At 67.4% G+C, this 22086-nt stretch carries 24 protein-coding genes; 13 read left to right on the top strand and 11 right to left on the bottom strand.

Features of this window, described 5'->3' with window-relative positions; genetic code table 11:
• Positions 1-29 precede the first annotated feature (29 nt).
• Both ACV7NO_RS00690 and ACV7NO_RS00695 read left to right on the top strand, forming a co-directional pair.
• Positions 30-1154: an acyltransferase family protein gene (locus tag ACV7NO_RS00690; protein WP_463404121.1), complete on the top strand. Its 1125-nt coding sequence runs from the start codon at positions 30-32 to the stop codon at positions 1152-1154.
• Positions 1151-2248 carry an acyltransferase family protein gene (locus ACV7NO_RS00695; RefSeq protein ID WP_463404122.1) on the top strand — a complete coding sequence of 366 codons (1098 nt, stop codon included), beginning with the start codon at positions 1151-1153 and terminating at the stop codon, positions 2246-2248. Before ACV7NO_RS00690 ends, ACV7NO_RS00695 begins: the two co-directional genes overlap by 4 nt.
• Here the strand turns inward: ACV7NO_RS00695 and zapE are convergent.
• From zapE to ACV7NO_RS00720, 5 genes are all read right to left on the bottom strand, one after another.
• Positions 2187-3281, bottom strand: a complete 1095-nt coding sequence (gene zapE, locus ACV7NO_RS00700) for a cell division protein ZapE (RefSeq protein WP_463404123.1) — start codon at positions 3279-3281, stop codon at positions 2187-2189. The two genes, ACV7NO_RS00695 and zapE, sit on opposite strands and share 62 nt — an antisense overlap.
• A gap of 73 nt (positions 3282-3354) precedes the next feature.
• A complete protein-coding gene (locus ACV7NO_RS00705) occupies positions 3355-3807 on the bottom strand; it encodes a PaaI family thioesterase (protein ID WP_463404124.1) in 453 nt (150 codons plus the stop codon).
• Positions 3808-3820: 13 nt separating this feature from the next.
• Positions 3821-4603, bottom strand: coding sequence for a succinate dehydrogenase iron-sulfur subunit (locus ACV7NO_RS00710; RefSeq protein ID WP_463404125.1), 783 nt, complete (start codon positions 4601-4603; stop codon positions 3821-3823).
• Between the two features lie 88 nt (positions 4604-4691).
• On the bottom strand, positions 4692-5279 hold the full coding sequence (locus ACV7NO_RS00715; RefSeq protein WP_463404126.1) for an ATP-dependent Clp protease proteolytic subunit: 588 nt from the start codon (positions 5277-5279) through the stop codon (positions 4692-4694).
• A 46-nt stretch (positions 5280-5325) separates the two neighbouring features.
• Entirely contained in the window at positions 5326-6300 is a 975-nt protein-coding gene (locus ACV7NO_RS00720; protein WP_463404127.1) for a C13 family peptidase, read from the bottom strand.
• Positions 6301-6411: 111 nt separating this feature from the next.
• On the opposite strand from ACV7NO_RS00720, the gene ACV7NO_RS00725 reads away from it, so the two are divergent.
• Both ACV7NO_RS00725 and ACV7NO_RS00730 read left to right on the top strand, forming a co-directional pair.
• The gene (locus ACV7NO_RS00725; RefSeq protein WP_463404128.1) at positions 6412-6669 is read left to right on the top strand and encodes an AbrB/MazE/SpoVT family DNA-binding domain-containing protein; all 258 of its coding nucleotides are present in this window, start codon (positions 6412-6414) and stop codon (positions 6667-6669) included.
• 7 nt (positions 6670-6676) lie between these two features.
• The gene (locus ACV7NO_RS00730) at positions 6677-6997 is read left to right on the top strand and encodes a type II toxin-antitoxin system PemK/MazF family toxin (protein WP_463404129.1); all 321 of its coding nucleotides are present in this window, start codon (positions 6677-6679) and stop codon (positions 6995-6997) included.
• 264 nt (positions 6998-7261) lie between these two features.
• Here ACV7NO_RS00730 and sdhA read toward each other — a convergent pair whose 3' ends face one another.
• The 3 genes from sdhA to sdhC are packed head-to-tail and all read right to left on the bottom strand — an operon-like array spanning position 7262 to position 9893.
• The gene (sdhA, locus tag ACV7NO_RS00735; RefSeq protein WP_463404130.1) at positions 7262-9064 is read right to left on the bottom strand and encodes a succinate dehydrogenase flavoprotein subunit; all 1803 of its coding nucleotides are present in this window, start codon (positions 9062-9064) and stop codon (positions 7262-7264) included.
• On the bottom strand, positions 9064-9447 hold the full coding sequence (gene sdhD / locus ACV7NO_RS00740) for a succinate dehydrogenase, hydrophobic membrane anchor protein (RefSeq protein ID WP_463407242.1): 384 nt from the start codon (positions 9445-9447) through the stop codon (positions 9064-9066). Before sdhD ends, sdhA begins: the two co-directional genes overlap by 1 nt.
• A gap of 14 nt (positions 9448-9461) precedes the next feature.
• The gene (gene sdhC, locus ACV7NO_RS00745; RefSeq protein ID WP_463404131.1) at positions 9462-9893 is read right to left on the bottom strand and encodes a succinate dehydrogenase, cytochrome b556 subunit; all 432 of its coding nucleotides are present in this window, start codon (positions 9891-9893) and stop codon (positions 9462-9464) included.
• 225 nt (positions 9894-10118) lie between these two features.
• Here sdhC and ACV7NO_RS00750 point away from each other — a divergent pair, with 225 nt between their 5' ends.
• The 5 genes from ACV7NO_RS00750 (at position 10119) to ACV7NO_RS00770 (ending at position 15175) form a co-directional block, all read left to right on the top strand.
• On the top strand, positions 10119-11429 hold the full coding sequence (locus ACV7NO_RS00750) for a methyl-accepting chemotaxis protein (protein WP_463407243.1): 1311 nt from the start codon (positions 10119-10121) through the stop codon (positions 11427-11429).
• A gap of 163 nt (positions 11430-11592) precedes the next feature.
• Positions 11593-12288: an SDR family NAD(P)-dependent oxidoreductase gene (locus tag ACV7NO_RS00755; RefSeq protein WP_463404132.1), complete on the top strand. Its 696-nt coding sequence runs from the start codon at positions 11593-11595 to the stop codon at positions 12286-12288.
• Positions 12278-13258 (top strand): 50S ribosomal protein L11 methyltransferase, encoded by a 981-nt coding sequence (locus ACV7NO_RS00760; protein WP_463404133.1) that lies wholly within the window; start codon positions 12278-12280, stop codon positions 13256-13258. The genes ACV7NO_RS00755 and ACV7NO_RS00760 overlap by 11 nt, the downstream gene beginning before the upstream one ends.
• Before the next feature lie 405 nt (positions 13259-13663).
• A protein-coding gene (locus ACV7NO_RS00765; protein ID WP_463404102.1) for an IS630 family transposase occupies positions 13664-14606 on the top strand; the annotation gives its coding sequence in 2 pieces (ribosomal slippage) (positions 13664-14010 and positions 14009-14606; 945 coding nt in all).
• Positions 14606-15175, top strand: a complete 570-nt coding sequence (locus tag ACV7NO_RS00770) for a hypothetical protein (RefSeq protein ID WP_463404134.1) — start codon at positions 14606-14608, stop codon at positions 15173-15175. The genes ACV7NO_RS00765 and ACV7NO_RS00770 overlap by 1 nt, the downstream gene beginning before the upstream one ends.
• A 96-nt stretch (positions 15176-15271) precedes the next feature.
• On the opposite strand, the gene phhA is transcribed toward ACV7NO_RS00770, so the two are convergent.
• Positions 15272-16138 (bottom strand): phenylalanine 4-monooxygenase, encoded by an 867-nt coding sequence (gene phhA / locus ACV7NO_RS00775; RefSeq protein WP_463404135.1) that lies wholly within the window; start codon positions 16136-16138, stop codon positions 15272-15274.
• 47 nt (positions 16139-16185) lie between these two features.
• Here phhA and ACV7NO_RS00780 point away from each other — a divergent pair, with 47 nt between their 5' ends.
• On the top strand, positions 16186-16842 hold the full coding sequence (locus ACV7NO_RS00780) for a TIGR02117 family protein (protein WP_463404136.1): 657 nt from the start codon (positions 16186-16188) through the stop codon (positions 16840-16842).
• An 87-nt stretch (positions 16843-16929) separates the two neighbouring features.
• Here ACV7NO_RS00780 and ACV7NO_RS00785 read toward each other — a convergent pair whose 3' ends face one another.
• Together ACV7NO_RS00785 and ACV7NO_RS00790 are read right to left on the bottom strand one after the other, a co-directional pair.
• A complete protein-coding gene (locus tag ACV7NO_RS00785) occupies positions 16930-17208 on the bottom strand; it encodes a hypothetical protein (RefSeq protein ID WP_463404137.1) in 279 nt (92 codons plus the stop codon).
• Positions 17208-18278 (bottom strand): glycerophosphodiester phosphodiesterase, encoded by a 1071-nt coding sequence (locus ACV7NO_RS00790; protein ID WP_463404138.1) that lies wholly within the window; start codon positions 18276-18278, stop codon positions 17208-17210. Before ACV7NO_RS00790 ends, ACV7NO_RS00785 begins: the two co-directional genes overlap by 1 nt.
• 44 nt (positions 18279-18322) lie before the next feature.
• Between ACV7NO_RS00790 and ACV7NO_RS00795 the strand changes: the two genes are divergently transcribed.
• Genes ACV7NO_RS00795 through ACV7NO_RS00805 form a run of 3 tightly spaced genes read left to right on the top strand, consistent with a single transcriptional unit; the run spans position 18323 to position 22058 of the window.
• A complete protein-coding gene (locus ACV7NO_RS00795; RefSeq protein WP_463404139.1) occupies positions 18323-18835 on the top strand; it encodes a 2Fe-2S iron-sulfur cluster-binding protein in 513 nt (170 codons plus the stop codon).
• On the top strand, positions 18832-19818 hold the full coding sequence (locus ACV7NO_RS00800; protein WP_463404140.1) for an FAD binding domain-containing protein: 987 nt from the start codon (positions 18832-18834) through the stop codon (positions 19816-19818). Before ACV7NO_RS00795 ends, ACV7NO_RS00800 begins: the two co-directional genes overlap by 4 nt.
• On the top strand, positions 19818-22058 hold the full coding sequence (locus ACV7NO_RS00805; RefSeq protein ID WP_463404141.1) for a xanthine dehydrogenase family protein molybdopterin-binding subunit: 2241 nt from the start codon (positions 19818-19820) through the stop codon (positions 22056-22058). The genes ACV7NO_RS00800 and ACV7NO_RS00805 overlap by 1 nt, the downstream gene beginning before the upstream one ends.
• The last annotated feature ends 28 nt before the right edge of the window (positions 22059-22086 follow it).

Raw genomic sequence — 22086 nt, forward strand, 5'->3', positions numbered from 1 at the left:
TTTAACGCGTTGCGGATAGCATCGCGCCGATGAACCGGCCCGGTACGCGAACCCCTTCGACGCAGATTCTCGCGATCGACCTGATCCGCTTCGCCTGCGCGGTCGCGGTCATGGCGTTCCACTATGCCGCGGCCTTCCCCGTCGTGCCCGATGCGCCCTTCGCGGTGATCGCGCCGGACGTCGCCCTGCCCGGCGGACTCCGCGCGGTCGCGGCCTATGGCTGGGTCGGGGTCGAGATCTTCTTCGTCGTCTCGGGCTATGTCATCGCGATGTCGAGCGAGGGCATCGGCGCAGGTGCGTTCGTCCGACGCCGCGTGTTGCGACTCGCGCCGGCGGCATGGCTGTGTGCGACGTTGACCGCGGCGACGCTCCTGCTGGCGGGCGCGTACCCCGCCGCGACGGTCGCGAACCGGTGGCTCGCCGCCGTCGCGTTCGTGCCGATGCGCCATCCGCTCGACCCGTCCTGGTGGACCTTGTTCGCGGAGGTCTGCTTCTACGCGCTGGTCGCCGCGACGATCGCGCTCGGCGGCGGCGCGCGCGCGATCCGCGGCGTCACCACCACGCTCGGACTCGCCTCGGTCGCCTACTGGATCGCGACGCTGGCGTCCGGGCGCGAGGCGGGACTGCTCGCGCAGGTGCCCAACGTCGTGCGCTACGGCGCATTCTTCGCGCTCGGCAGCCTCGCCTGGGCGATCCGCGGCGGAAGCGCGACGCGCGCGACGCTGATGCTCGCAGCCCTGTTCGCGATCACCGGCGCGGTCGAGATCACCGCCAGCGCCTATACCACCGCGCGGTCGCTCCGGGTCGTCGCCTGGCCCTCCGCGCCGGTCGCCGCGTTCGCGCTGGCGTGCACCGCGATCCTCTTCGCCGACCGCCTGCAACCCGTTCTCGCCCGCGCGCCCGGCGCGTCGCGACTGGCGGTGCTCGGTCTGACGACCTATCCGCTCTACCTGCTTCACCAGAGCATCGGCGCGGTGTGGATCGCCGCCGCGGTACGCGCGGGGGTGCCGGGCTATGTCGCGATGGTGGGCGTCGCGATCGCGATGATCGTGCTCGCCTGGGGCATCACCCGGCATGTCGAGCCGCGCCTGCGCCGCGCGATGGCGCGCGCGATCGCCGGTCTTGCGATCCGCCCGGCGCCCGTGCCCGCATGACCGCGCCGCGCCACCTCCACGCGATCGACCTGCTGCGCTTCGCATGCGCGCTGACGGTGCTGGCCTATCATGTCGGCACCGTCTTCCCGCTGGCCGCATCTTCCGCGACGCAGACGTTCGGCGCGACGGCGCTGCCGACCGGCGCGGCGGCGTGGACCGCGTGGGGCTGGATCGGGGTCGAGATCTTCTTCGTCATCTCCGGTTATGTCATCGCGACCTCGCTCGCCGGGGTGGACCGCGCGGCATTCGCCCGCGCGCGGATCCTTCGCCTGCTCCCCGCCGCGCTGGTCTGCGCGACGCTGACCGCAGCGATCCTCGCCGCCTCCGGCACGCTGCCGCTGCGCGACATCGCGGCGCGCTGGGCGGCATCGCTCGCGATGCTCCCGTTCGGCCCGCGGATCGACGGCGTCTGGTGGACGCTTCAGGTCGAGGTGAGCTTCTACCTGCTGGTCGCCGCGACGCTCCGCTGGCGGATCGACCGTGTGGGCCATGCGCTGACCGCGTGGAGCGGCGCATACTGGCTCTGGGCGATCGCATCGGGCCAGATCGCCGACGGGATGGCGACCCCCGCATCGCTTATCCTGCTCCCGCATGGCGGGCTCTTCGCGCTCGGCATCGCGATCCACACCGGCGCCGCGACCCCGGCGCGCCGGTGCGCGATCGTCGCCGCGCTGGCGGTGGCGCTCGCGGAGGTCTGCGCACGCGCGATCGCGGCGAACGGCGCGGGCGGAGTCGCGACGACGCCTGCCATCCCCGTCGCGATCTTCCTCGCCGGAATCGCGATCGTCGCGCGCGCCGGCGCGATCGAACCCTGGCTGCGCGCGCGCCCTCTGCTCGCCCGGCTAGGCCGGGCGACGTACCCGCTCTATCTCGTCAACCAGATCGTGGGCGCGGCGACGATCGTCGTGCTGGTCCGCCTCGGCGCCCCGCCCGTGCTCGCGATGGCGCTGGCCGCACTCGCGATGGTCGCGCTGGCGGACGCGATCGCGCGCACCGCGGAGCCCGCGCTCCGCCGCCGCCTCGCCGCGCTGCTCAGTCCGCGCCGTGCCCGGCCGCCAGATAGTCTTCCGAGCGCATTTCCTCGAGCCGGCTGACCGTACGCTGGAACTCGAACCGCCCGTCGCCCGCCGGATACAGCGCATCGGGCGCGGCATCGGCGGCGGCGAGCAACTTCACCTTGTGCTCGTACAGCGCATCGATCAGCTGGACGAACCGCGCCGCCTCGTTGCGGTTCTCGGGCCCCAGCACGGGCACGCCGACGAGGATCACGGTGTGATAGCGCCGCGCGATCGCCAGATAGTCCGCCGCCCCCCGCGCCTCCCCGCACAGCTTCTTGAACGCGAACACCGCGACGCCCTTCAGCGATTTCGGCACGTTCAGCGTGCGCCCCTGCACCGCGATCGTCTCGGCGGGCACATGCTCGCGATCCTCGGGCGGATAGTCGGTCAGCCGGAAGAACGCCGCGGACAGCTGCGCGGTCGCCGCCGCGCCGTTTGGCACCAGCCACGTATCGACGCTTCCCAGCCGGTCGCGCCGGTAATCGACGGGTCCGTTGAGCGCGAGCACATCGAGCCGCCGTTCGATCAGCGCGATGAACGGCAGGAAATGCTCGCGGTTCAGGCCGTTCTTGTACAACTCGCCCGGCGCGCGGTTCGAGGTGGTGACGATCGTCGTCCCCGCTTCGATCAGCGCGGTGAACAGTCGCGACAGGATCATCGCGTCGGGCGAATTCGTCACCATCATCTCGTCGAACGCCAGCAGCGTCGCCTCCGCCGCCAGCGCCGCGGCGACGGGCGCGATCGGGTCGCCCGCCTCCTTGCGCCGCTCGATCGCGATCCGGCCGTGCACCTCGATCATGAACTCCGCGAAGTGGACGCGCCGCCTGGTCCCGATCGCGACATGGCGGAAGAACAGGTCCATCAGCATCGACTTGCCGCGCCCCACCCCGCCCCAGAGATACAATCCGCGCGCCGGCACGATCCGGCGGCGGAAGATCCCGGCCTTGCGCGGCGTCTCTAGCTCGGCCGCCAGCGCGTCGAGCCGAACCGCCGCGGCGCGTTGCTCGGCGTCGGCGCGCAGTTCGCCCGCCGCGACGAGCGCTTCATAGGCCTCGAGGACGTTGGGCATGGCTTCGATCTCCGTTCGGGCTGCGCCTTAAGAGAAAGGACGGCCCGTCGACAAGCTCGGGGCAAACGGCGGATCAGCGAGGGGCCGACGGCTTGCGGATCGTTCCCGAAAACGCGCATACCGTCTCATCGACCTGCACCACCAGCCCGCGCAGGAACAGCAGGCGCCCGGTTTCCTTGAGCAGCTCCACCTGCGCCTCGATCGGCTCGCCCAGCCGCCCGCCGCCGATGAACTGCGTCGACAGGTCGAGCGTCACCGCGGTGCCCGCGGTCACCAGCCCGAAGCTGCGCGCGGCCGCGAACAACGCCACGTCGACGAAGCCGAGCAGCGCACCGCCGTGGACGCGATCCGACAGGTTGGAATGCTCGCGCCCCGGCGTCATCCGCACCCGCGCGATGCCGCCATCGACGCGCACGATCATCTCGCCCAGGAACGCGTTGTACCGCGTCGCGTCCCTGAATCCCCAGCGTTTCCAGCCGGGATGATCGGGATGATCCTCGTAGAGGAAGTCGGGCTTCCCGGTCACGCTGCGACCGAAATCAGAGGACCCGCTCGACTTCCATCTTCTTGATCTCCGCGATCGCCTTGGCGGGGCTCAGCCCCTTGGGGCACGCGTTCGCGCAGTTCATGATCGTGTGGCAGCGATACAGCCGGAACGGATCCTCGAGCTGATCGAGCCGCTCGCCGGTCATCTCGTCGCGGCTGTCCGCCAGCCAGCGATACGCCTGGAGCAGGATCGCCGGCCCCAGGAACTTGTCGCTGTTCCACCAGTAGCTGGGGCACGAGGTCGAGCAGCACGCGCACAGGATGCACTCGTACAGCCCGTCGAGCTTGGCGCGGTCCTCGGGGCTCTGGAGCCGCTCCTTGCCCGCGGGCGCGGGGGTGACGGTCTGGAGCCACGGCTTGATCGAGGCGTACTGCGCGTAGAAGTGCGTGAAATCGGGGACGAGATCCTTGACCACGTCCATCGCGGGCAGCGGTGTGATCTTCACCTCGCCCTTCACGTCGTCGATCGCGGTGGTGCAGGCCAGCCCGTTCTTGCCGTCGATGTTCATCGAGCAGGACCCACAGATACCCTCGCGGCACGACCGGCGGAAGGTCAGCGACGAATCCTGCTCGCCCTTCATCTTGATGAGCGCGTCGAGCACCATCGGCCCGCACTCGTCCAGATTGACGTCGAACGTGTCATAGCGCGGATTTTCACCCGAATCGGGATCGTAGCGATAGACCTTGAACGATTTCATCCGCCCGCCGGGGTTAGGCGAGGCGTGCTTCTGCCCGCCCTTGATCTTGCTGTTCTTCGGCAGGGTGAACTCGGCCATCGCCGCGACGCTCCTTCTATGCTGCCTTGCGGCTAAGCCCTGCGGCGTCGCGGCGCAACCCTTTGTGCCGTATCGATCGGGCCGCGGATCAGATGACGTCGAGGACCAGCCCCAGCTTCTGCGCCTCTTCCGCCTCGATATACCAGTTGGACGGCGCGCGTGCCTTCAGGTCGTCGAGCGTCACGGTGCTGCCCTCGACGATCTGCGCGAAGCCCTCGTCCTGGATGCGGATCGATTCCTGGATCTCGTGGAGCTTGGCCTTCAGCACCGCGGGCAGCGTCGACAGCGGACCCGACAGGTTCACGGTCGAGTTCATCAGCCGTTCGTGGATCATCAGGCGGGTGCCGTGCGTCAGGAACCGGTTCTGCACCGGGAACGCGCTCATCAGCGTCGCGCCGGCCGAATAGACCGCCACCTTGCCCAGGAACAGCGCGTCGCGCCCGGTATAGGCCTTGAGCAGCCGGATCGAATCGCCCATCGCGCGCGCCATCTCGGGATCGCCGCCCAGGGTCGTGATCGACAGCACGACGGGGCCGTCGGCCGGCGCATTGGCGAGCTGCGCCTTGAAGCTGGTGTACATCGAATCGTCGACGACGCCGTGCAGCTGGATGTGGGGGACCGCGAGCATCGGATAGAGCTGTGCGCGGCTGGTCGGAGCGGTCTGGTTCTGGGTCATGGCGCGCCAAACAGCGCGCGCCGGTGCATGTTCCGCGGATGCGCGGTTATTTGTCGAGCAGCGACACCGCGGGCCGGCCGACGGGCGTGGTCGCAGGCGGCAATTTCGCCTCCAGCACCGCCAGCCAGCGCGCCGCGCCGGCGCCGATCGACACCTGCGGATCGGACGAGGTGAGCCTGCCCTGCGCCTCCCACCCCGCGATCGACGCGACCGCCTCCGCGACGGCGGCGGCGAGCGGCTGCGGCTTGCGCAGCGCGTGATTGACGAGCGCGTCGCCGAAAAAGGTCCAGTCGCTGTCGGCCTGGCATCCGAACGATGTCTTCTCCGCCGACGACGCCGTCACGATCGCGGTCGTGTCCGACGCCAGCATCGGCACGAACACGCCGGAAAAACACGCGCTGACCAGAATCATCCGGTTACGGATTCCCAGCGCGGACAGGTCCCCCCACAGATGCGACGGCGAGATCGCGCCATAGCCCTGGTCGCCGTCGTTGTAGACGATGCCGTACGGCGCGCCGTGGCTGGTGGTATAGAGGATCAGCACGTCCTCCGCGGGGTCCATCGCCTCCGCGATCCGCGCCAGCGCGATGTCGATATTGGCGGGCGACCCCATGGGATACGTGCTGTCCGCAGTACCGTCGCCGCCGGCAAGCAGGATCGTGCGCGCTTCCGCCCCATAGCGATGCGCCAGCACCTTTGCCGCCTCCCGCGCCTCGCGCCCGAACACCGCGTCGCTGTCGAGCCCGACCACCAGCACATAGGCATCGACCACGCCCTTGCGCTGCGGCGCGAGCGCGGCGAGCGCCTTGGCGAGCCGGCGATGCTCGGCGAGCAACGCGGCGGCGGGCCGATCGCGTTCGAGCGTGGCGGCGGTGCTGGCGAGGTATGCGATCTGCTCGGGCGTTGCGGTCGCGAAGAACGGCGTCGGCTGGGTATGCGCGGGCGGGGCGTAGGTCTGTGCCGCCGCCGGCACCGCGACGAGCGCGGCCAGTGTCGCCAGCAGGTCTCGGATCGATCGCATCGGGCCCCCTTCGCGTTGAGTGTCGGGGGGATCGCACGACGAAGTCAACCACCGGCCTCAAGCCATGGTTATAACCTTGTGATAACGTCGCAAGCATGATATGACGGTGCTATGCACACCGCACTCCGCAAGATGGGCAATTCCACCGGCGTCATTCTGCCGCGCGCGATCCTGGGCGAGATCGGGCTAGGCGTCGGCGCGGAGATCGATCTTCGGGTGGAGGACGGCAAGCTGATCGGAACACCGGTCTCGTCGCCCTCGCGCGCCGGCTGGGGTGAGGCCGCCGCCGCGATCGCCACGGCGGACACCGACGACGAGCGCGCATGGCGCGGGTTCGGCACCGAGGACGACCGCGACCTGAAATGGTGAATGCCTGATGGTCAGGAGGGGCGAGGTCTGGCTCGCAGTGCTCGACCCGACCGTCGGCAGCCAGATCCAGAAGACGCGACCCTGCGTCGTCGTCTCGCCTGACGAGATGAACGCGCATATGCGGACGATGCTGGTCGCGCCGATGACCTCGGGCAGCCGCCCCGCCCCGTTCCGGGTGCCGGTCCGCTTCCGGCGGAAGGACGGGCTCATCCTGCCCGATCAGATGCGGACGATTGATCGCGAACGCCTGGTCGCGCGGCTGGGCAAGATCGATGCAGCGACACTACGCGCTCTACTTGGCGTACTGACGGAGATGTTCACTCACTGACGAAGAGTTATTACTCGTGCCAGAGAGTAATGGCTACGCCACCGAGTCCGAATATCGCTCCAAAGCAGAATGAGATCCAGAGGCCGATGCCAAACCATGGGTCCGACGCATCGCCGCCTGTCCAAATACCAACGGCCGCCCATATTGCAGCCGTCCACATTCCCGCTATCATTGTGCACAGCCAGATGCGCCGTCTGCCACATCTACGCAAAATCCATCCCGGCAATACCCCGGTACAATAGATCAGCCAGATGGTGGCTTCGCTCAATACACCCGCTTCTTCGGCTTGATGTAGTCGATATCGTCGGTCAGCGTGTAATCGTGCACCGGGCGATAGTCGATCGCGGTCGCGCCGTCCTTGCCGCCCCAGCCCGCGAACGTCGTCAGCGTGTGCTTCATCCAGGTCGCGTCGTCGCGGTCGGGGTGATCCTCGTTGACGTGGGCGCCGCGCGATTCCTTGCGGTTCGCCGCCGACTCCATCGTCACCACCGCCTGCGAGATCAGGTTGTCGAGTTCGAGCGTCTCGACGAGGTCGGTGTTCCAGATCAGCGAACGATCCTTGACCGCCACGTCCTGCATCCGCTGGTAGGTCGCGGCGATCTTCGCCTGTCCCTCGCCCAGCAGCGCGTTGTCGCGAAACACCGCGCAGTGCTTCTGCATCGTGTGCTGCATGTCGCTGCGGATCTGTGCGGTGGGCGATCCGCCGCTGGCGTTGCGGAAGGTGTCGAGGCGGGTCAGCGCCATCTCCTCCGACGCCCTGGGCAGCGGGTTGTGCGGCGTGTTGACCTTGAGCTGGTCGCGGATCCGCAGCCCCGTCGCGCGCCCGAAGACGACCAGATCGATCAGCGAGTTCGACCCAAGCCGGTTCGCGCCATGGACCGAGACGCACGCCGCCTCGCCGACCGCGAACAGCCCGGGCACGACCGCATCGGGGTTGCCGTCGATCAGGTTGACGACCTCGCCGTGGAAGTTCGTCGGGATGCCGCCCATGTTGTAGTGGACGGTCGGCGTCACCGGCAGCGGCTGGCGCGTCAGGTCGACGCCCGCGAAGATCTTGCCCGTCTCGGTGATCCCCGGCAGCCGCTCGTGGAGCACCTTCGGGTCGATATGGTCGAGGTGGAGCCAGATATGGTCGCCGTTCTTGCCGACGCCGCGGCCCTCGCGCATCTCCATCGCCATCGATCGCGACACGACGTCGCGCGAGGCGAGGTCCTTCGCGCTCGGCGCATAGCGCTCCATGAAGCGCTCGCCCTCGGAGTTGGTCAGATACCCGCCCTCGCCGCGCGCGCCCTCGGTGATGAGCACGCCCGCGCCGTAGATCCCGGTCGGGTGGAACTGGACGAACTCCATGTCCTGCAGCGGCAGTCCCGCGCGCAGCACCATCCCGCCGCCGTCGCCGGTGCAGGTATGCGCCGAGGTCGCGGAGAAATAGGTCCGGCCATAGCCGCCGGTCGCCAGCACGACGTTGTGCGCGCGGAAGCGGTGGATCGAGCCGTCCTCCATGCACAGCGCCATCACGCCGCGGCACACGCCGTTTTCCATGATGAGGTCGAGCGCGAAATACTCAACGTAGAAGTCGGTCTCGTACTTCAGGCTCTGCTGGTACAGCGCGTGGAGCATCGCATGGCCGGTACGGTCCGCGGCGGCGCAGGTGCGCTGGACCGGCGGACCCTCGCCCATGTTCTGCATGTGCCCGCCGAACGGGCGCTGGTAGATCGTGCCGTCGTCGTTGCGGCTGAACGGCACGCCCGCATGCTCCAGCTCGTAGACCGCGGCGGGCGCCTCGCGCACCATATATTCGATCGCGTCCTGGTCGCCGAGCCAGTCGGAGCCCTTGACGGTATCGTACATGTGCCACGACCAGTGATCGGGCGAATTGTTGCCGAGCGACGCGGCGATCCCGCCCTGCGCGGCGACGGTGTGCGAGCGGGTCGGGAACACCTTGGTAATGCACGCGGTCTTGAGGCCCGACTCGGCGATCCCCATCGCGGCGCGGAGACCCGAGCCGCCGGCGCCGACGACGACCGCGTCATAGGTATGATCGATGATCTTGTAGGCGGCAGGCATCAGGCGGCTGCTCCGAAGGCGATCTTGAGGATCGAGAAGATGGCGAGGCCGCCGGTGCCGACGACGAAGACGTTGAGCAGCACCATCGCGGCGACCCGCCCGACATTGTGCGCATAATCCTCGATCAGCACCTGCAGCCCGAGCCGGAAGTGATAGAAGACCGAGACGACCAGCAGGATCATCGGCACCGCGACCCAGGCCGAGTGCAGCCACGCGTGCATCGACGCGTAATCATAGGACGGCCGGCGCAGCAGCGAGAACAGCAGCCACGCCATCAGGAAGATGTTCGTCCCCGCGGTCAGCTTCTGGTGCCACCAGTGGTGGACGCCCTCATGCGCGGATCCCAGCCCGCGGACGCGGCCGATCGGGGTGCCGCCCTTCATCGCGTTGCCCGCCATCACTTCGTCCCCATCAGAAACCAGAAGACCACCGTCAGCGTGATCGAGAAGGCGAGCGTCGCACGCGCGAAATTGCGGTTCGCCTTCAGCTCGAACGCCGCGCCCGTGTCCATCACCAGGTGCCGCACGCCCGATGCCATGTGCTGGAGGATCGAGAAGGTCAGCCCGACGCCGACGATCCAGCCGAGCACGTTGAGGCCGCCCGCATCGGTGGTGAACGTGCCCACGAACGTCGCATACGCGCGCTCGCCCGCGGCCAGCGCCGCCAGCCACCACACGAACAGCATCGTCCCGATCGTCGCCATCCCGTCGCCGGTCGCGCGGTGGAGGATCGAGACGAGCATCGCGGCGGACCAGCGATAATGGATCGCCATCGGGCCGCTGAACAGATGCGGACTGCGGGGGCGGGCATGCGCGGGTTTGGTGGCCAAAGCGCCTGGATCCTTCGGCAAGAGCGTGAAGACGATGACTTTGCGGCCAGCCTATGAGGCGACGCGCCGCGTGATGCAAGCGCCGGGGCAAGCATCCGGGATCCCGCCCCTCCCTAACCGGCCCTTAACCCTTCGCGCGCTACGCCGTCGGTCAGGAATTTCACCGGAGCATCCCCCTTGTCCATCGATCTCCCGCCGCCCACCACCGTCGCCGCCACGATCGACATGCACTCGCGGATCGCCGCGTTCGATTCGAGCGACGGCGCGCTCGCCAACAACGCCGTCGAGCTGTGGTCGATCATCGAGCCCGACGCCGACGAGGTGGTCGAGGCCTATTGGGCGCACTGGCGCAAGGCCAATCCCAGTGCGACCGAATGGACCCCGCTCGACGTCGAGGCGCGCCGCATCGCCGGGCGCCGCTATCTCCAGGCGCGGTTCTGCAACCTGGCGGGCAAGGAATGGGTCGAGTCGCTCGAACGCTCGGTCGCCGCGGCCTATGCCTCGAACGTCACCACGATGGACGTGCTGGCGATGTCGTGCGCCAGCGATCTGGCGTGCATGACGGTGCTGCTGCGCCGCGTCGCCACCGAGGATCCGCGCCGTCCCCGCTTCATCGAGACGCTTATGCGACTGTTCGGAATGGAAACCGAGCTGACGGTCGAGCTGTTTGCCGGATTCGATGCCTATGCCTCGCAGTCCGGGCGCGAGCGGCTCGTCGCCGACTTCCAGGACGGCATCGCCTCGACCGTCGAGACCGCCACCGCGGAGAGCGGCACGCTGCGCATCCAGGCATCGGGCGCGTCAACCTCGGCGCGCGGCGTGCTCGGCAAGGCGAGCGAGGTGGCCGCCGCCGCCGAACAGTCCGCGGTCGCGATGCGCGAGGCCGCGTCGACCGCGGCAGGCCTCATCCGCGCGATCGAGGACGCGCGTGCCGAGGTCGAGGCCGCGGCCGAGATCGCCACGCGCGCCAGCGTCCAGGCCGGGCAGGCCGTGGGGATGAGCGAGACGCTCAGCGAGCACGCCAAGTCGATCGAATCGATCCTGGGGCTGATCCGCGACATCGCAGGGCAAACGAACCTGCTCGCGCTCAACGCCACGATCGAGGCGGCGCGTGCAGGCGATGCCGGCCGCGGCTTCGCGGTCGTCGCGCAGGAGGTGAAGAGCCTCGCCAACCAGACCGCGCGCGCGACCGACGACATCGCCGCCAAGATCGCCGCGATCCAGTCCGCCACCCGCGTCACCGTCGACACCAATGCCGGGATCAAGGCGACCGTCGCCGAGGTCCAGATCAGCGCGGACCGTATCCGCGTCGCGATGGAGGCACAGGCGCAGACCGTCACCGCGATCACCGCCGCGGTCGACGAGACCGCGCTGGCCGCCGATTCGATGTCGAACACGATCGCCTCGATCCGCGAGGACACCGAAGCGGTGGCGCGCGAGATCGACAGCGTCGGCGCGGGCTTCGGCTCGCTCGACGGCCAACTCGGCGCGCTCAAGGAAAGCGCCGGCGCTTTCGCGACGAAGGTCGCCGCTTAGCCCCCCCCGCCTTCGCTGCGCGTCACCCGTACCCTTCGTCACCCCGGCGAAAGCTGGGGTCGCGTGCCGCGAAGGGCAGACCCGGCGGCCAGCGATCCCGGCTTTCGCCGGGATGACGTGGCCGACATTGGCGAGACCCCCGTCACGCGCTAGACGCGTCTGTATGACCATCCTCGTCACCGGAGCCAGCCGCGGGATCGGCGCGGCGATCGTCGCCACCCTCGCCGATGCGGGCGCGACCGTCGTCGGCCAGTCGACCACCGGCGCACTCGCCGCCGACTTCGCGGACCCCGCCGCCCCTGCCGACCTGTGGCGCCGCGCGCGCGACGCGCTGGGCGGCGACATCGACGTCCTCGTCAACAACGCCGGTATCTTCGAGGCGAACCCGATCGATGCCGACGACGACGCGTGGCTCGCCGCGTGGGAGCGGACGATGCAGGTCAACCTCACCGCCTCCGCACAGCTCTGCCGCCTCGCGGTCAGGCACTGGCAGACCACCGGCAAGCCCGGCCGGATCGTCAACGTCGCCAGCCGCGCGGCCTACCGCGGCGACTCGCCCGCGCACTGGCACTATGCCGCGTCGAAGGCCGGCATGGTCGCGATGACCAAGACGATCGCGCGGGGATACGCGCGCGAGGGCATCCTCGCCTTCGCGATCTGCCCCGGCTTCACGATGACCGGGATGGCCGACGACTATCTGGCCAGCCGCGGCGGCGACAGGCTTCTCGCCGACATCCCGCTCGGCAAGGTCGCGGACCCGGAAGAGGTGGCCTCGGTCGCGCGCTACCTCGCGCTCGACGCGCCGCCCTCGATGACCGGCGCGGTGATCGACGTGAACGGGGCCTCCTATGTCCGCTGAACCCGCCAACGAACCCGCCAACGAACCCGCCAACGAACCCGAAAGCTGGCGCACCACGCTCCCCTGCACCCGCGCCGAGGCGGAGGCGATCGACGCCGCCGACGATCTCGCGGTCGACGCGGTGCTGATGACGACTGAGACGGTCGAGGACGATCGCGAGCACTGGCGGCTGGAGGCGTTCACGCAAGCCCGCCCCGACGCCGCGATCCTCGCGCAGCTGCGCGCGCTGGTGCCGAGCGCGGGCGACGCCGCACCGCTGGTCGAGCCGCTCGCAGCGCAGGACTGGGTGACGATGAGCCAGGCGGGGCTCGAGCCGCTCCATGTCGGCCGCTTCTGGGTCCACACCGGCGCGCACGACGCCGCCCCGCCCCCGGGCGCGCACGCGCTGCGCATCGACGCCGGCCGCGCGTTCGGAACGGGCCACCACGAGACGACCAGCGGCTGCCTCGCGATGCTCGACGCGCTCGCCGGCCAGACCTTCGCGAAGGTGATCGACGTCGGCACCGGCACCGGCCTCCTCGCCTTCGCCGCCCGCCATCTCTGGCCCGACGCGCAGATCGTCGCGACCGACATCGACGCGATCGCGATCGACGTCACCCGCGAGAACGCGGTGGTCAACGCGGTCGACGGCGTCGACCTGATCGTCGCCGACGGCGCGCTCGACGATGCCATCGTCGCCGGCGCCCCCTACGACCTCCTCATCGCCAACATCCTCGCCGGCCCTCTCGTCTCGATGGCCCCCGAGATCGCCGCCATCGCCGCCCCCCGCGCGACGATCATCCTGGCGGGCCTGCTCGAGACGCAGCGCGACGCGGTCGTCGCCGCCTATGCCGCCTGCGGCTGCACGCTGGAGACGGTCGATCGCCGCGGCGACTGGAGCGTACTCCGGCTGGCAGCGGGCGCGGACCGCTTCGTGCCGAGCGCACCGTTCGATCCCAAGGGGCGGGATGGGTGGGCGCTCGATCTGTAGAAGCAAAAATCGTCAGATGAGAATTTTATAGTTTTTGGCCGCAAAACTATTTACCAATTGGAAATTAAGCGCGATCATAAAAATAATTTAACCCGAAAGAATCTCAATGCAAACCCGTCTTGTCGAGATAATTCCAGATGTGACGGCTGTCGAAGAGAGTTGGTCAGATTGGGCAACTCGCAATGTGAAAGAAAATGGTTGGAAAGTAGCAGGCGCGGCCGTGGTAGTAGCGCCTGTGATTCCTGTTGGAGTTGGAGCGATTGCGGTCGGAGCAGGCTTGGTGTCTGGGGTTCAGAATGGAATTGCTTGGCTTAGAGCGTGATGACGTAGATCTGAATCGCTGAGGATTCCCATGGGGCTGGCGATCTGATTCAATGTGCCGGCTGGCGAAGGAGGCCAGCCAGCATGTCAAAGCCGTATTCGATGGACCTGCGGGAACGGGTGGTCAGGGCGGTAATCACCGATGGCATGTCGTGTCACGCGGCTGCTTCACGCTTCGGGGTGGCGCCGAGTTCGGCGATCAAATGGGTGCGGCGCTTTCGCGATACGGGCAGCGCCGCACCGAGCCGGATGGGTGGTCGCCGATCCAACATCCTGTCCGGCGCGACACGTGACTGGCTGCTGGAGCGGATGACCCGCGACTTCACCTTGCGTGGACTGGTAGCGGAGTTGGCGAGCCGCGACGTGAAGGTCGACTATGTTCAGGTCTGGCGGTTCGCCCATGTCGAGGGGCTGAGCTTCAAAAAAAAGCGTGATGCCCGCCGAACAACTCCGTCCCGCGATCGCCCGGCGTCGGGCGCAGTGGAAGAAATACCAGGGTCGGCTTGATCCGGCGCGTCTCGTCTTCATCGATGAGACGTGGGTGAAGACGAACATGGCCCCCTTGCGCGGTTGGGCACCGGTCGGCCAGCGGCTCCATGCCAAGGTGCCCTACGGCCACTGGCGCACGATGACGTTCCTGGCGGCGCTGCGCTGCGACCGGATCGACGCGCCGTGCGTGCTGGACCAGCCGGTCAACGCGCAAAGCTTCACCGACTATATCGAGCAGTGCCTCGTGCCGACGCTGTCGCCCGGCGACGTCGTCATCATGGACAACCTCTCCAGCCACAAGAAACCCGCCATCCGCAACGCTATCCGTGCGGTCGGTGCCAGGCTGCTGTTCCTGCCGCCCTACAGCCCGGACCTGAACCCGATCGAGCAGGTTTTCGCCAAGATCAAACACCTCATGCGCAAGGCCGCCGAGCGATCCCACGAGGCAACATGGAGACGCGTCGGCACGCTTCTCGATGCCTTCTCCCCCGCAGAATGCCGCAACTACCTCGTCAACTCAGGATATGGGTCAGCTTGATGTCATCCGACTCTAAAGGTTCTGACACCATCCAGAAGATAGAACTTAGCAATTCTACATCGTTACATGATGAGCACGGCCTCCCAGTTCAAGTAGATCAAATTTATGCAATCCACCCAGACGATGAGAAATCAAACATCGCTATTATTGCCTCGGATTTTCACAACGTTATTGTGAGCGAACAGATAGCGGATTTGGTTGTATTTATTCGTTCGACCGTCAAAGCTATTTTTATAAAAATCGAAGTGGAATCAGATAAAAAGGGTAGCGCCGGCAGTAGCTTCTTCTCTCGTTTTTCATTGAGGGCAGAAACCGGAGTTGCGAAGCAACACTCGGTCGAGTTAAGTTATGAAGATCCTGAAATTATGCCACCCGTTGATAAGCCATTTTGGCTTGGATTGTTTCCTGAAATCGTGGCCGCATTCCAAGGCGCCAAGAAGGGATCAGTAAAACGAAGCGTTTCCGTAGATACAACTTTTGGACTTAGCTCTTCTCTCGCGGAGCAAGCGGGAATAGATCTCACTTGGCTTGGCAAGCAGCGCTTTATTGTAGAAGCTAAGTTTCTGTGAATTGAAAACGATAAGTTTTAAATTGATTTCATAAAGGTTTGAATAATATTTAACGGGCCATTTTTTCTTACATTATCTTAATTTTTATTACTGCGCTTATACACTCAGTTTTCGATCCCGCCCCCGCGCATGGGCCTGCGTTCCCAGCGTCAGCACGTCGTCGCCCTCCACCACCTCCGCCACCGCGATATCGGGCAGCGCCTTCAGCGCCTCGTACAGCGGCGCGAAATCGGTCTCGACGGTCAGCCGCAGCAGCTCGTCGAAGCTCGGGATCACGAAGTAATTCTGCTGGAAATCGTCGATCCGATAGTCGGTGCGCATCACCCGCGCGAGATCGAGCGCGATCCGGTTGGGGCTAGGATCGTCGAGCGCGAACTTGCTCTCGGCGAAGCTGGACACGATCCCCGAGCCATAGATGCGCAAGCCTTCGGGCTCCGCGATCAGCCCGAACTCGACGGTGTACCAGTAGAGCCGCCCGAGATATTTCAGCGCATCGTGCTGGATCGCGCGCTGCCCGCCCTTGCCGTACGCCTCCAGATAGTCCGCGAACACCGGGTCCGCGAGCATCGGGACGTGCCCGAACACGTCGTGGAACACATCGGGCTCCTGCAGGTAATCGAGCTGGTCGGGCCGACGGATGAAATTGCCCGCGACGAACCGCCGGTTGGCCATGTGATCGAAGAACACATCGTCGGGCACCAGCCCCGGCACCGCGACGACCTGCCACCCGGTCAGCGTCATCAGCCGTTCGGACAGCTCGTCGAAATCGGGGATGCCGGGCTTGGACAGCTTGAGCACGTCGAGCCCGCGCAGATACGCGTCCGACGCGCGGCCGGGCAACAGCTTCGCCTGTCGCGCGAACAGCGTGTCCCACGTCGCATGCTCCTCGGGCGTATAGTGCGACCAGTCCTGCGGGACGGTCCAGTCGGGGGAAGCGGGCGTGTCGAGCGTTGGATCGGCCATGCGCACACGGTAGGACAGGACATGCCATTTCCGCAAGGTCGTTACGAATGAAACTAATAAGGTCGCTACTGGCGGCACTGGCTTTGTTGCTCGGGGGCTATGCAGCGGCGGGGCTGGTCGGCGGCGCGATCCCCGCCAATGCCGCGTGGCGCCACCCTGCCGAACACGACGCGGGCACGGTCGCGATCTGGATCGAGGACAACGGCATCCATACCGGACTGGTGCTTCCCAAGCTGGCCGCGGGAATCGACCTCGGCACCTTTTCGCCTGCGACCGACCTTGCCGATCCGCGCTTTGCCGGTCACCCCTATCTCGCGATCGGCTGGGGCGAACGGCGCTTCTTCCTCGATACGCCGACCTGGGCGAGCGTCCGCCCCGCAACCCTGCTCGCCGCCGCGATCGGCAGCGACGCCACGCTGCTTCATGTCGAGCATGTCGCGCGGCCGGTGGCCGGCGCGCATGTTCGCCGCGTGCTGCTGCGCGCCGACGAGTATCGCCGGCTGGTCGCCTTCGTCCGCGCCGCCCGTGCCAGCCACGGCGCCCGCCATCGCGGCTATGCGGGCTACGACGCCTTCTACGAGGCGCACGGGCACTATGACGCGATACGCACCTGCAACTGGTGGACCGGCACCGCGCTGCGCTCGGCCGGCGTCCGGGTCGGGGCGTGGACGCCGTTCCCGGTGACGATCATGGGATGGTTCTGACATCCCGTCATCCCAGCGAAAGCTGGGATCTCGATCCTCGGGAGCAGCGCTCCGAAAGAACCCCAGCCTTCACCGGGGGCGGCGCGCTCAATACCCGGCGCGATACCCGTCATAGCCCGCGCACGACTCCTTGTCCTTGCGGCAGCGCTTTTCGTGCTCACGCCGTTCGCGACCCTCCTGCGCTTCCTTCCTGCGCATCTTGCGGCCATAGTTGCGGTCCGCCTCCTCCTGGCTGGTGGTCGCCCAGTCGACCGTCTGGCCGACGACCTGGAACGGCGCCTTCACCACGCTGGCGACGGTCTTGACGCAGCCGCCGAGCGCCAGCGGCGCGGCACACGCCATGAGGATCAGTCCGACTCTACGCATCACTTGTGTCCCCCGGCGCCACGCAACGCATCCCGCGCCCTGACGCCCTCTAGCGGATAGTCGGTGAAGAATCCGTCGACACCAAGGCGCAGCGCGGACGAAATCTCGGCCGTCACGTCGCCATGCCGGCGCGGGTCGATCCCGTCGCGAAAGTGCGAGGGCAGGAAGTAGTTCTCCGCCCGGTACGTCCACGGGTGAACGCGCAGCCCCGCCGCATGCGCATCCGCGACCAGCGTCGTCGGCGTCGCGCCATCCCACAGCATCGCCTTGTCGGGGCCGATCCCCCAGGCATAGGTCGCGACCTCGCGCAGACCGGCGGGCGTCGTCATCGCGGCATAGCTCGTCTGCACACCGTCCGCCGGCGCGCCCTCCCCCGCCAACAGCTGGATCAGGCGGATCCGCGTCATCGCCTTGATCCGCTTCAGGTTCGCGACCTCGAACGACTGGATGAAGACCGGCGCGTCGGGCGAATCCCACCCCGCCGCCTTCAACGCGTCGACCAGCGCGCGATCGGTCGGGTGGCCGATCTGCGCGAAGAAGCTGGGGTGCTTCGTCTCGGGATAGATCGCGACGTGGCGCGCCTTGGCCAGCGCGATGATCTCGCCGAGCGTCGGGATCTCGAAGCGCCCGTCATACTCGGCGTTCTTCGGGCGTAGCAGCGGCAGCCGCTCCTTCGCGCGCAGCGTCTTCAGCTCGGCGAGCGTGAAGTCCTCGGTGAACCAGCCGGTCTGCGTCTTGCCGTCGATCGTCTTCGTCGTGCGGCGATCCGCGAACTCGGGGTGGTCGACGACGTCGGTGGTGTCGCCGATCGCATTCTCGTGTCGGGCGACCAGCACGTCGTCCTTCGTCGGCACCAGATCGGGCTCGATCACGTCCGCGCCCTGTTCGATCGCGAGCTCATATGCGGCGAGCGTATGCTCGGGCCGCAACCCGCTCGCGCCGCGATGCGCGATCACGATCGGGGGTGACAGCGAGGGGGCGGCCGGAGCATCCACCGGCCTATCCTGCGCGCTGCCGCAGGCGGACGCCAGCAGCAGGGGCCAGGTGAGATTGATTCGCAAGGAAACCATGATCCTCCGGGACGTTACCATGCCCGACACGAGAGGGCGATCCGATGCATTTCACGATCAATGGTCAATCCTATGACGCCGAGGTGGATATCCGCACTTCGCTGCTCGATCTGTGCCGCGAGCATCTGGGGCTGACCGGTTCCAAGAAGGGGTGCGATCACGGCCAGTGCGGCGCGTGCACGATGCTCGTCGACGGTCGACGCATCAACAGCTGCCTGACGCTCGCGGTGATGCACCAGGACGACGAGATCACCACGATCGAAGGAATTGGCGGGGTCGACGATCTCCATCCCATGCAGTCTGCCTTCGTCCGCCATGACGGCTATCAGTGCGGCTATTGCACGCCGGGGCAGATCTGCTCCGCGGTCGGCATGCTCGACGAGGTGAAGAAGGGCTGGCCCAGCCACGTCACTCGCGACCTGACCGCGCCCACCTTCGGAGACGACGAGATCAGCGAGCGGATGAGCGGCAATCTGTGCCGTTGCTCCGCCTACCCCAACATCGTCGACGCGATCCGCGAGGTCGCGGCCGACGACGAGCAGGCGGTGCCGGCATGAAGACCTTCACCTATGCGCGCGCCGACACGCCCGAGGCCGCCGTTCGCGACGCGGGCGGCGCGGGCGTCCGGTTCATCGCGGGCGGCACCAACCTGCTCGACCTGATGAAGCTCCAGATAGAGACACCCGAGACGCTGGTCGACATCAGCCGGCTCGACCTGGACACGATCGAGGAGCGCGAGGACGGCGGTCTGACGATCGGTGCGCTGGTGCCCAACAGCGATCTCGCCGCGGACCCCCGCGTCATCGCGAACTACGAGGTGCTGAGCCGCGCGTTGCTCGCCGGAGCCTCGGGCCAGTTGCGCAACAAAGCGACCACGGGGGGCAACCTGCTCCAGCGGACCCGCTGCTATTATTTCTACGATACCGCCGCGGCGTGCAACAAGCGCGAACCCGGCAGCGGCTGCGACGCGATCGGCGGCTACAACCGCATCCTCGCGGTGCTGGGCACGAGCGACCACTGCATCGCGACCCACCCCGGCGACATGCCCGTCGCGATGCAGGCGCTCGGTGCGACGATCGTGACGTTGAAGCGCGATGGCGGCCGGCGCCGCATCCCGATCGCGGATTTCTATCGCCTGCCCGGCACGACGCCCGAGATCGAAACGGTGCTCGAACCGGGCGAGCTCATCACGCATGTCGAGCTCCCCGCCCCCGTCGCGGGCGCGCGGCAGGCGTATCGCAAGGTCCGCGACCGCGCCTCCTATGCGTTCGCGCTGGTCTCGGTCGCCGGGGTCGTTACGGTCGCGGACGGCCGGATCGCGACCGCGCAACTGGCGTTCGGCGGGCTCGGACCCAAGCCTTGGCGCGATCCGGCGGTCGAGGCCGTGCTGGTCGGGCAAGCCCCGTCCGACGCGGTCTTCAACGCCGCCGCCGATGCGCTGCTCGAAGACGCCCGCGGGTTCGGATCGAACGACTTCAAGATCCCGCTCGTCCGGCGGACACTCATCGCGGTGCTTCGCGACCTGACGGAGACACGCTGATGTTCGGCTTCGGCAAGCACGACACGCTCTCGATCACGATGGACAAGCCCGCCCCGCAAAGCCGGCTCGATACCGGCGCGCAAGGCGTGATCGGCAAGCCGCTCGATCGCATCGACGGCCCGCTCAAGGTTGCGGGCCAGGCGACCTATGCCGCCGAATATGCACTGGAGAACGTCGCGTACGGCGTGCTCGTCGGCGCAACGATCGCCTCGGGCAAGGTCGTGTCGATCGATGCCGACACGGTGAGCGCCATCCCTGGCGTGATCGACGTCGTCACCGATCTCAAGACCTTCGCCCGCAACCCGCAGCAGGGCGGCGTCGAGAAGGCGCCGACCCAGGGCGTCGAGCAGGTCGACTATTTCGGCCAGATCGTCGCGATCGTGGTCGCCGACACGTTCGAGGCCGCACGCGACGCAGCCGCGCGGCTGACGATCCGGTATGACGCGGGCGAGGGCGTCTATGATTTCGAAGCCAACCGCGGCGACACCAACAAGCCGGCCGACGACCAGATCCCCTCGCACTCGAAGCAGGGCGATATCGACGCCGCGATGCGCGACGCATCGGCCAGCGTCGACGTCACCTACACGACGCCGAGCATGAACTCCGCCGCGATGGAGCCGCATGCCAGCCTCGCGACCTGGGACGAGGACGGCGTCCTGACGCTCTATTCCGCGCACCAGATGCCGACGAGCGGCGTGTCGCAGCTCGCCAAGGCGCTCGGCCTGTCGCCGAAGAAGGTGCGGATCGTCGCGCGCTATGTCGGCGGCGGGTTCGGGTCGAAGCTCGGCATCGCGCCCGAGAGTATCGCCGCCGCGATCGCGTCGAAGAAGCTCGGCCGCCCGGTCAAGGCGGTGATGGCGCGCCAGCAGGTATTCGACGCGACGGTCCGCCGTTCGAACACCGAACAGCGCATCCGCCTCGCGGTCGACGCCGCGGGCAAGCTGACCGCGGTCGGCCACGAATCGCTCGTCTCCAATCTCGAGGGCGAGGAGTATTTTGAGCCCGTCGGGATCGGCACGCACTTCCTCTATCCCGGCGAGAACCGCGTCATCACGCACGACATGGTGCGGCTCAACCTGCTGCTGTCGGGTTCGATGCGCGCGCCGGGCGAGGCGGTCGGCATGCTCGGGCTAGAATGCGCGATGGACGAACTGGCGGAAAAGATCGGCGTCGACCCCATCGAGCTGCGCCGCCGCAACGACATCGCCGACGATCCCGAAAAGCAGGTGCCCTTTTCGTCGCGCCAACTGACCGCCTGCCTCGACGACGGCGCGCGCCGTTTCGGCTGGGACGCGCGCAATGCAACGCCCGCGCAGGTTCGGGACGGCGAGTGGCTGGTCGGGATGGGCGTCGCCTCCGCCTGTCGCGGCAACATGCTCCAGCAATCCTCCGCGAAGGTGTCGCTCGCCCCCGACGGCACCGCGACCGTCGAAAGCGCGATGACCGATATCGGCACCGGCAGCTACACGATCCTCGCGCAGATCGCCGGCGAGATGCTCGGGCTTCCGGTCGATCGCATCCGCGTCGAACTGGGCGACACCGATCTGGCGCCCGCCGCGGGATCGGGCGGGTCGTGGGGCGCGGCGTCGTCGGGCTCGGCGGTGTATCTCGCCTGCGAACTTCTCCGCGAGAAGCTGGCGAAGGCGATGGACGTCGATCCCGAGGCGCTGACGCTCAAGGATGGCTATGCGACCGCGGACAATCGCCGCGTCGCGCTCGTCGAGTTGATCGGCGACGGGCTCGTGGCGACCGGCGAAATCGCGCCCGGCAAGCAGGAGAAGGAGACGACCCAGTCCGGGTTCGGCGCGCATTTCGCGGAGGTCGGCGTCAATATCGTCACCGGCGAAGTCCGCGTGCGGCGGATGCTGGGCGTGTTCGCGGCGGGACGGATCCTCAACGAGAAGACCGCGCGGTCGCAGTGCCTCGGCGGGATGACGTTCGGGATCGGCGGCGCACTCCACGAGGATCTCGTGCACGACACCCGCACGGGCAAGCTCGTCAACCGCGATCTCGGCGAGTATCACGTTCCCGCCAACGCCGACGTCCCGCAGCTCGAAGTCCATTTCCTGACCGAACGCGACATCCACGCCAACCCGATCCACGCCAAGGGGATCGGCGAACTCGGCATCTCGGGCGCAGGGGCTGCGATCGCGAATGCGATCTACAACGCGACGGGCGTGCGCGTGCGCGACTTCCCGATCACGTGCGACAAGCTGCTCGCCGGCCTCCCCGCTCTTTGATCGGGGCGGTCGGCACGCCATATCTGCG

It is taken from the genome of Sphingomonas sp. Ell38C01 (genome assembly GCF_055231975.1).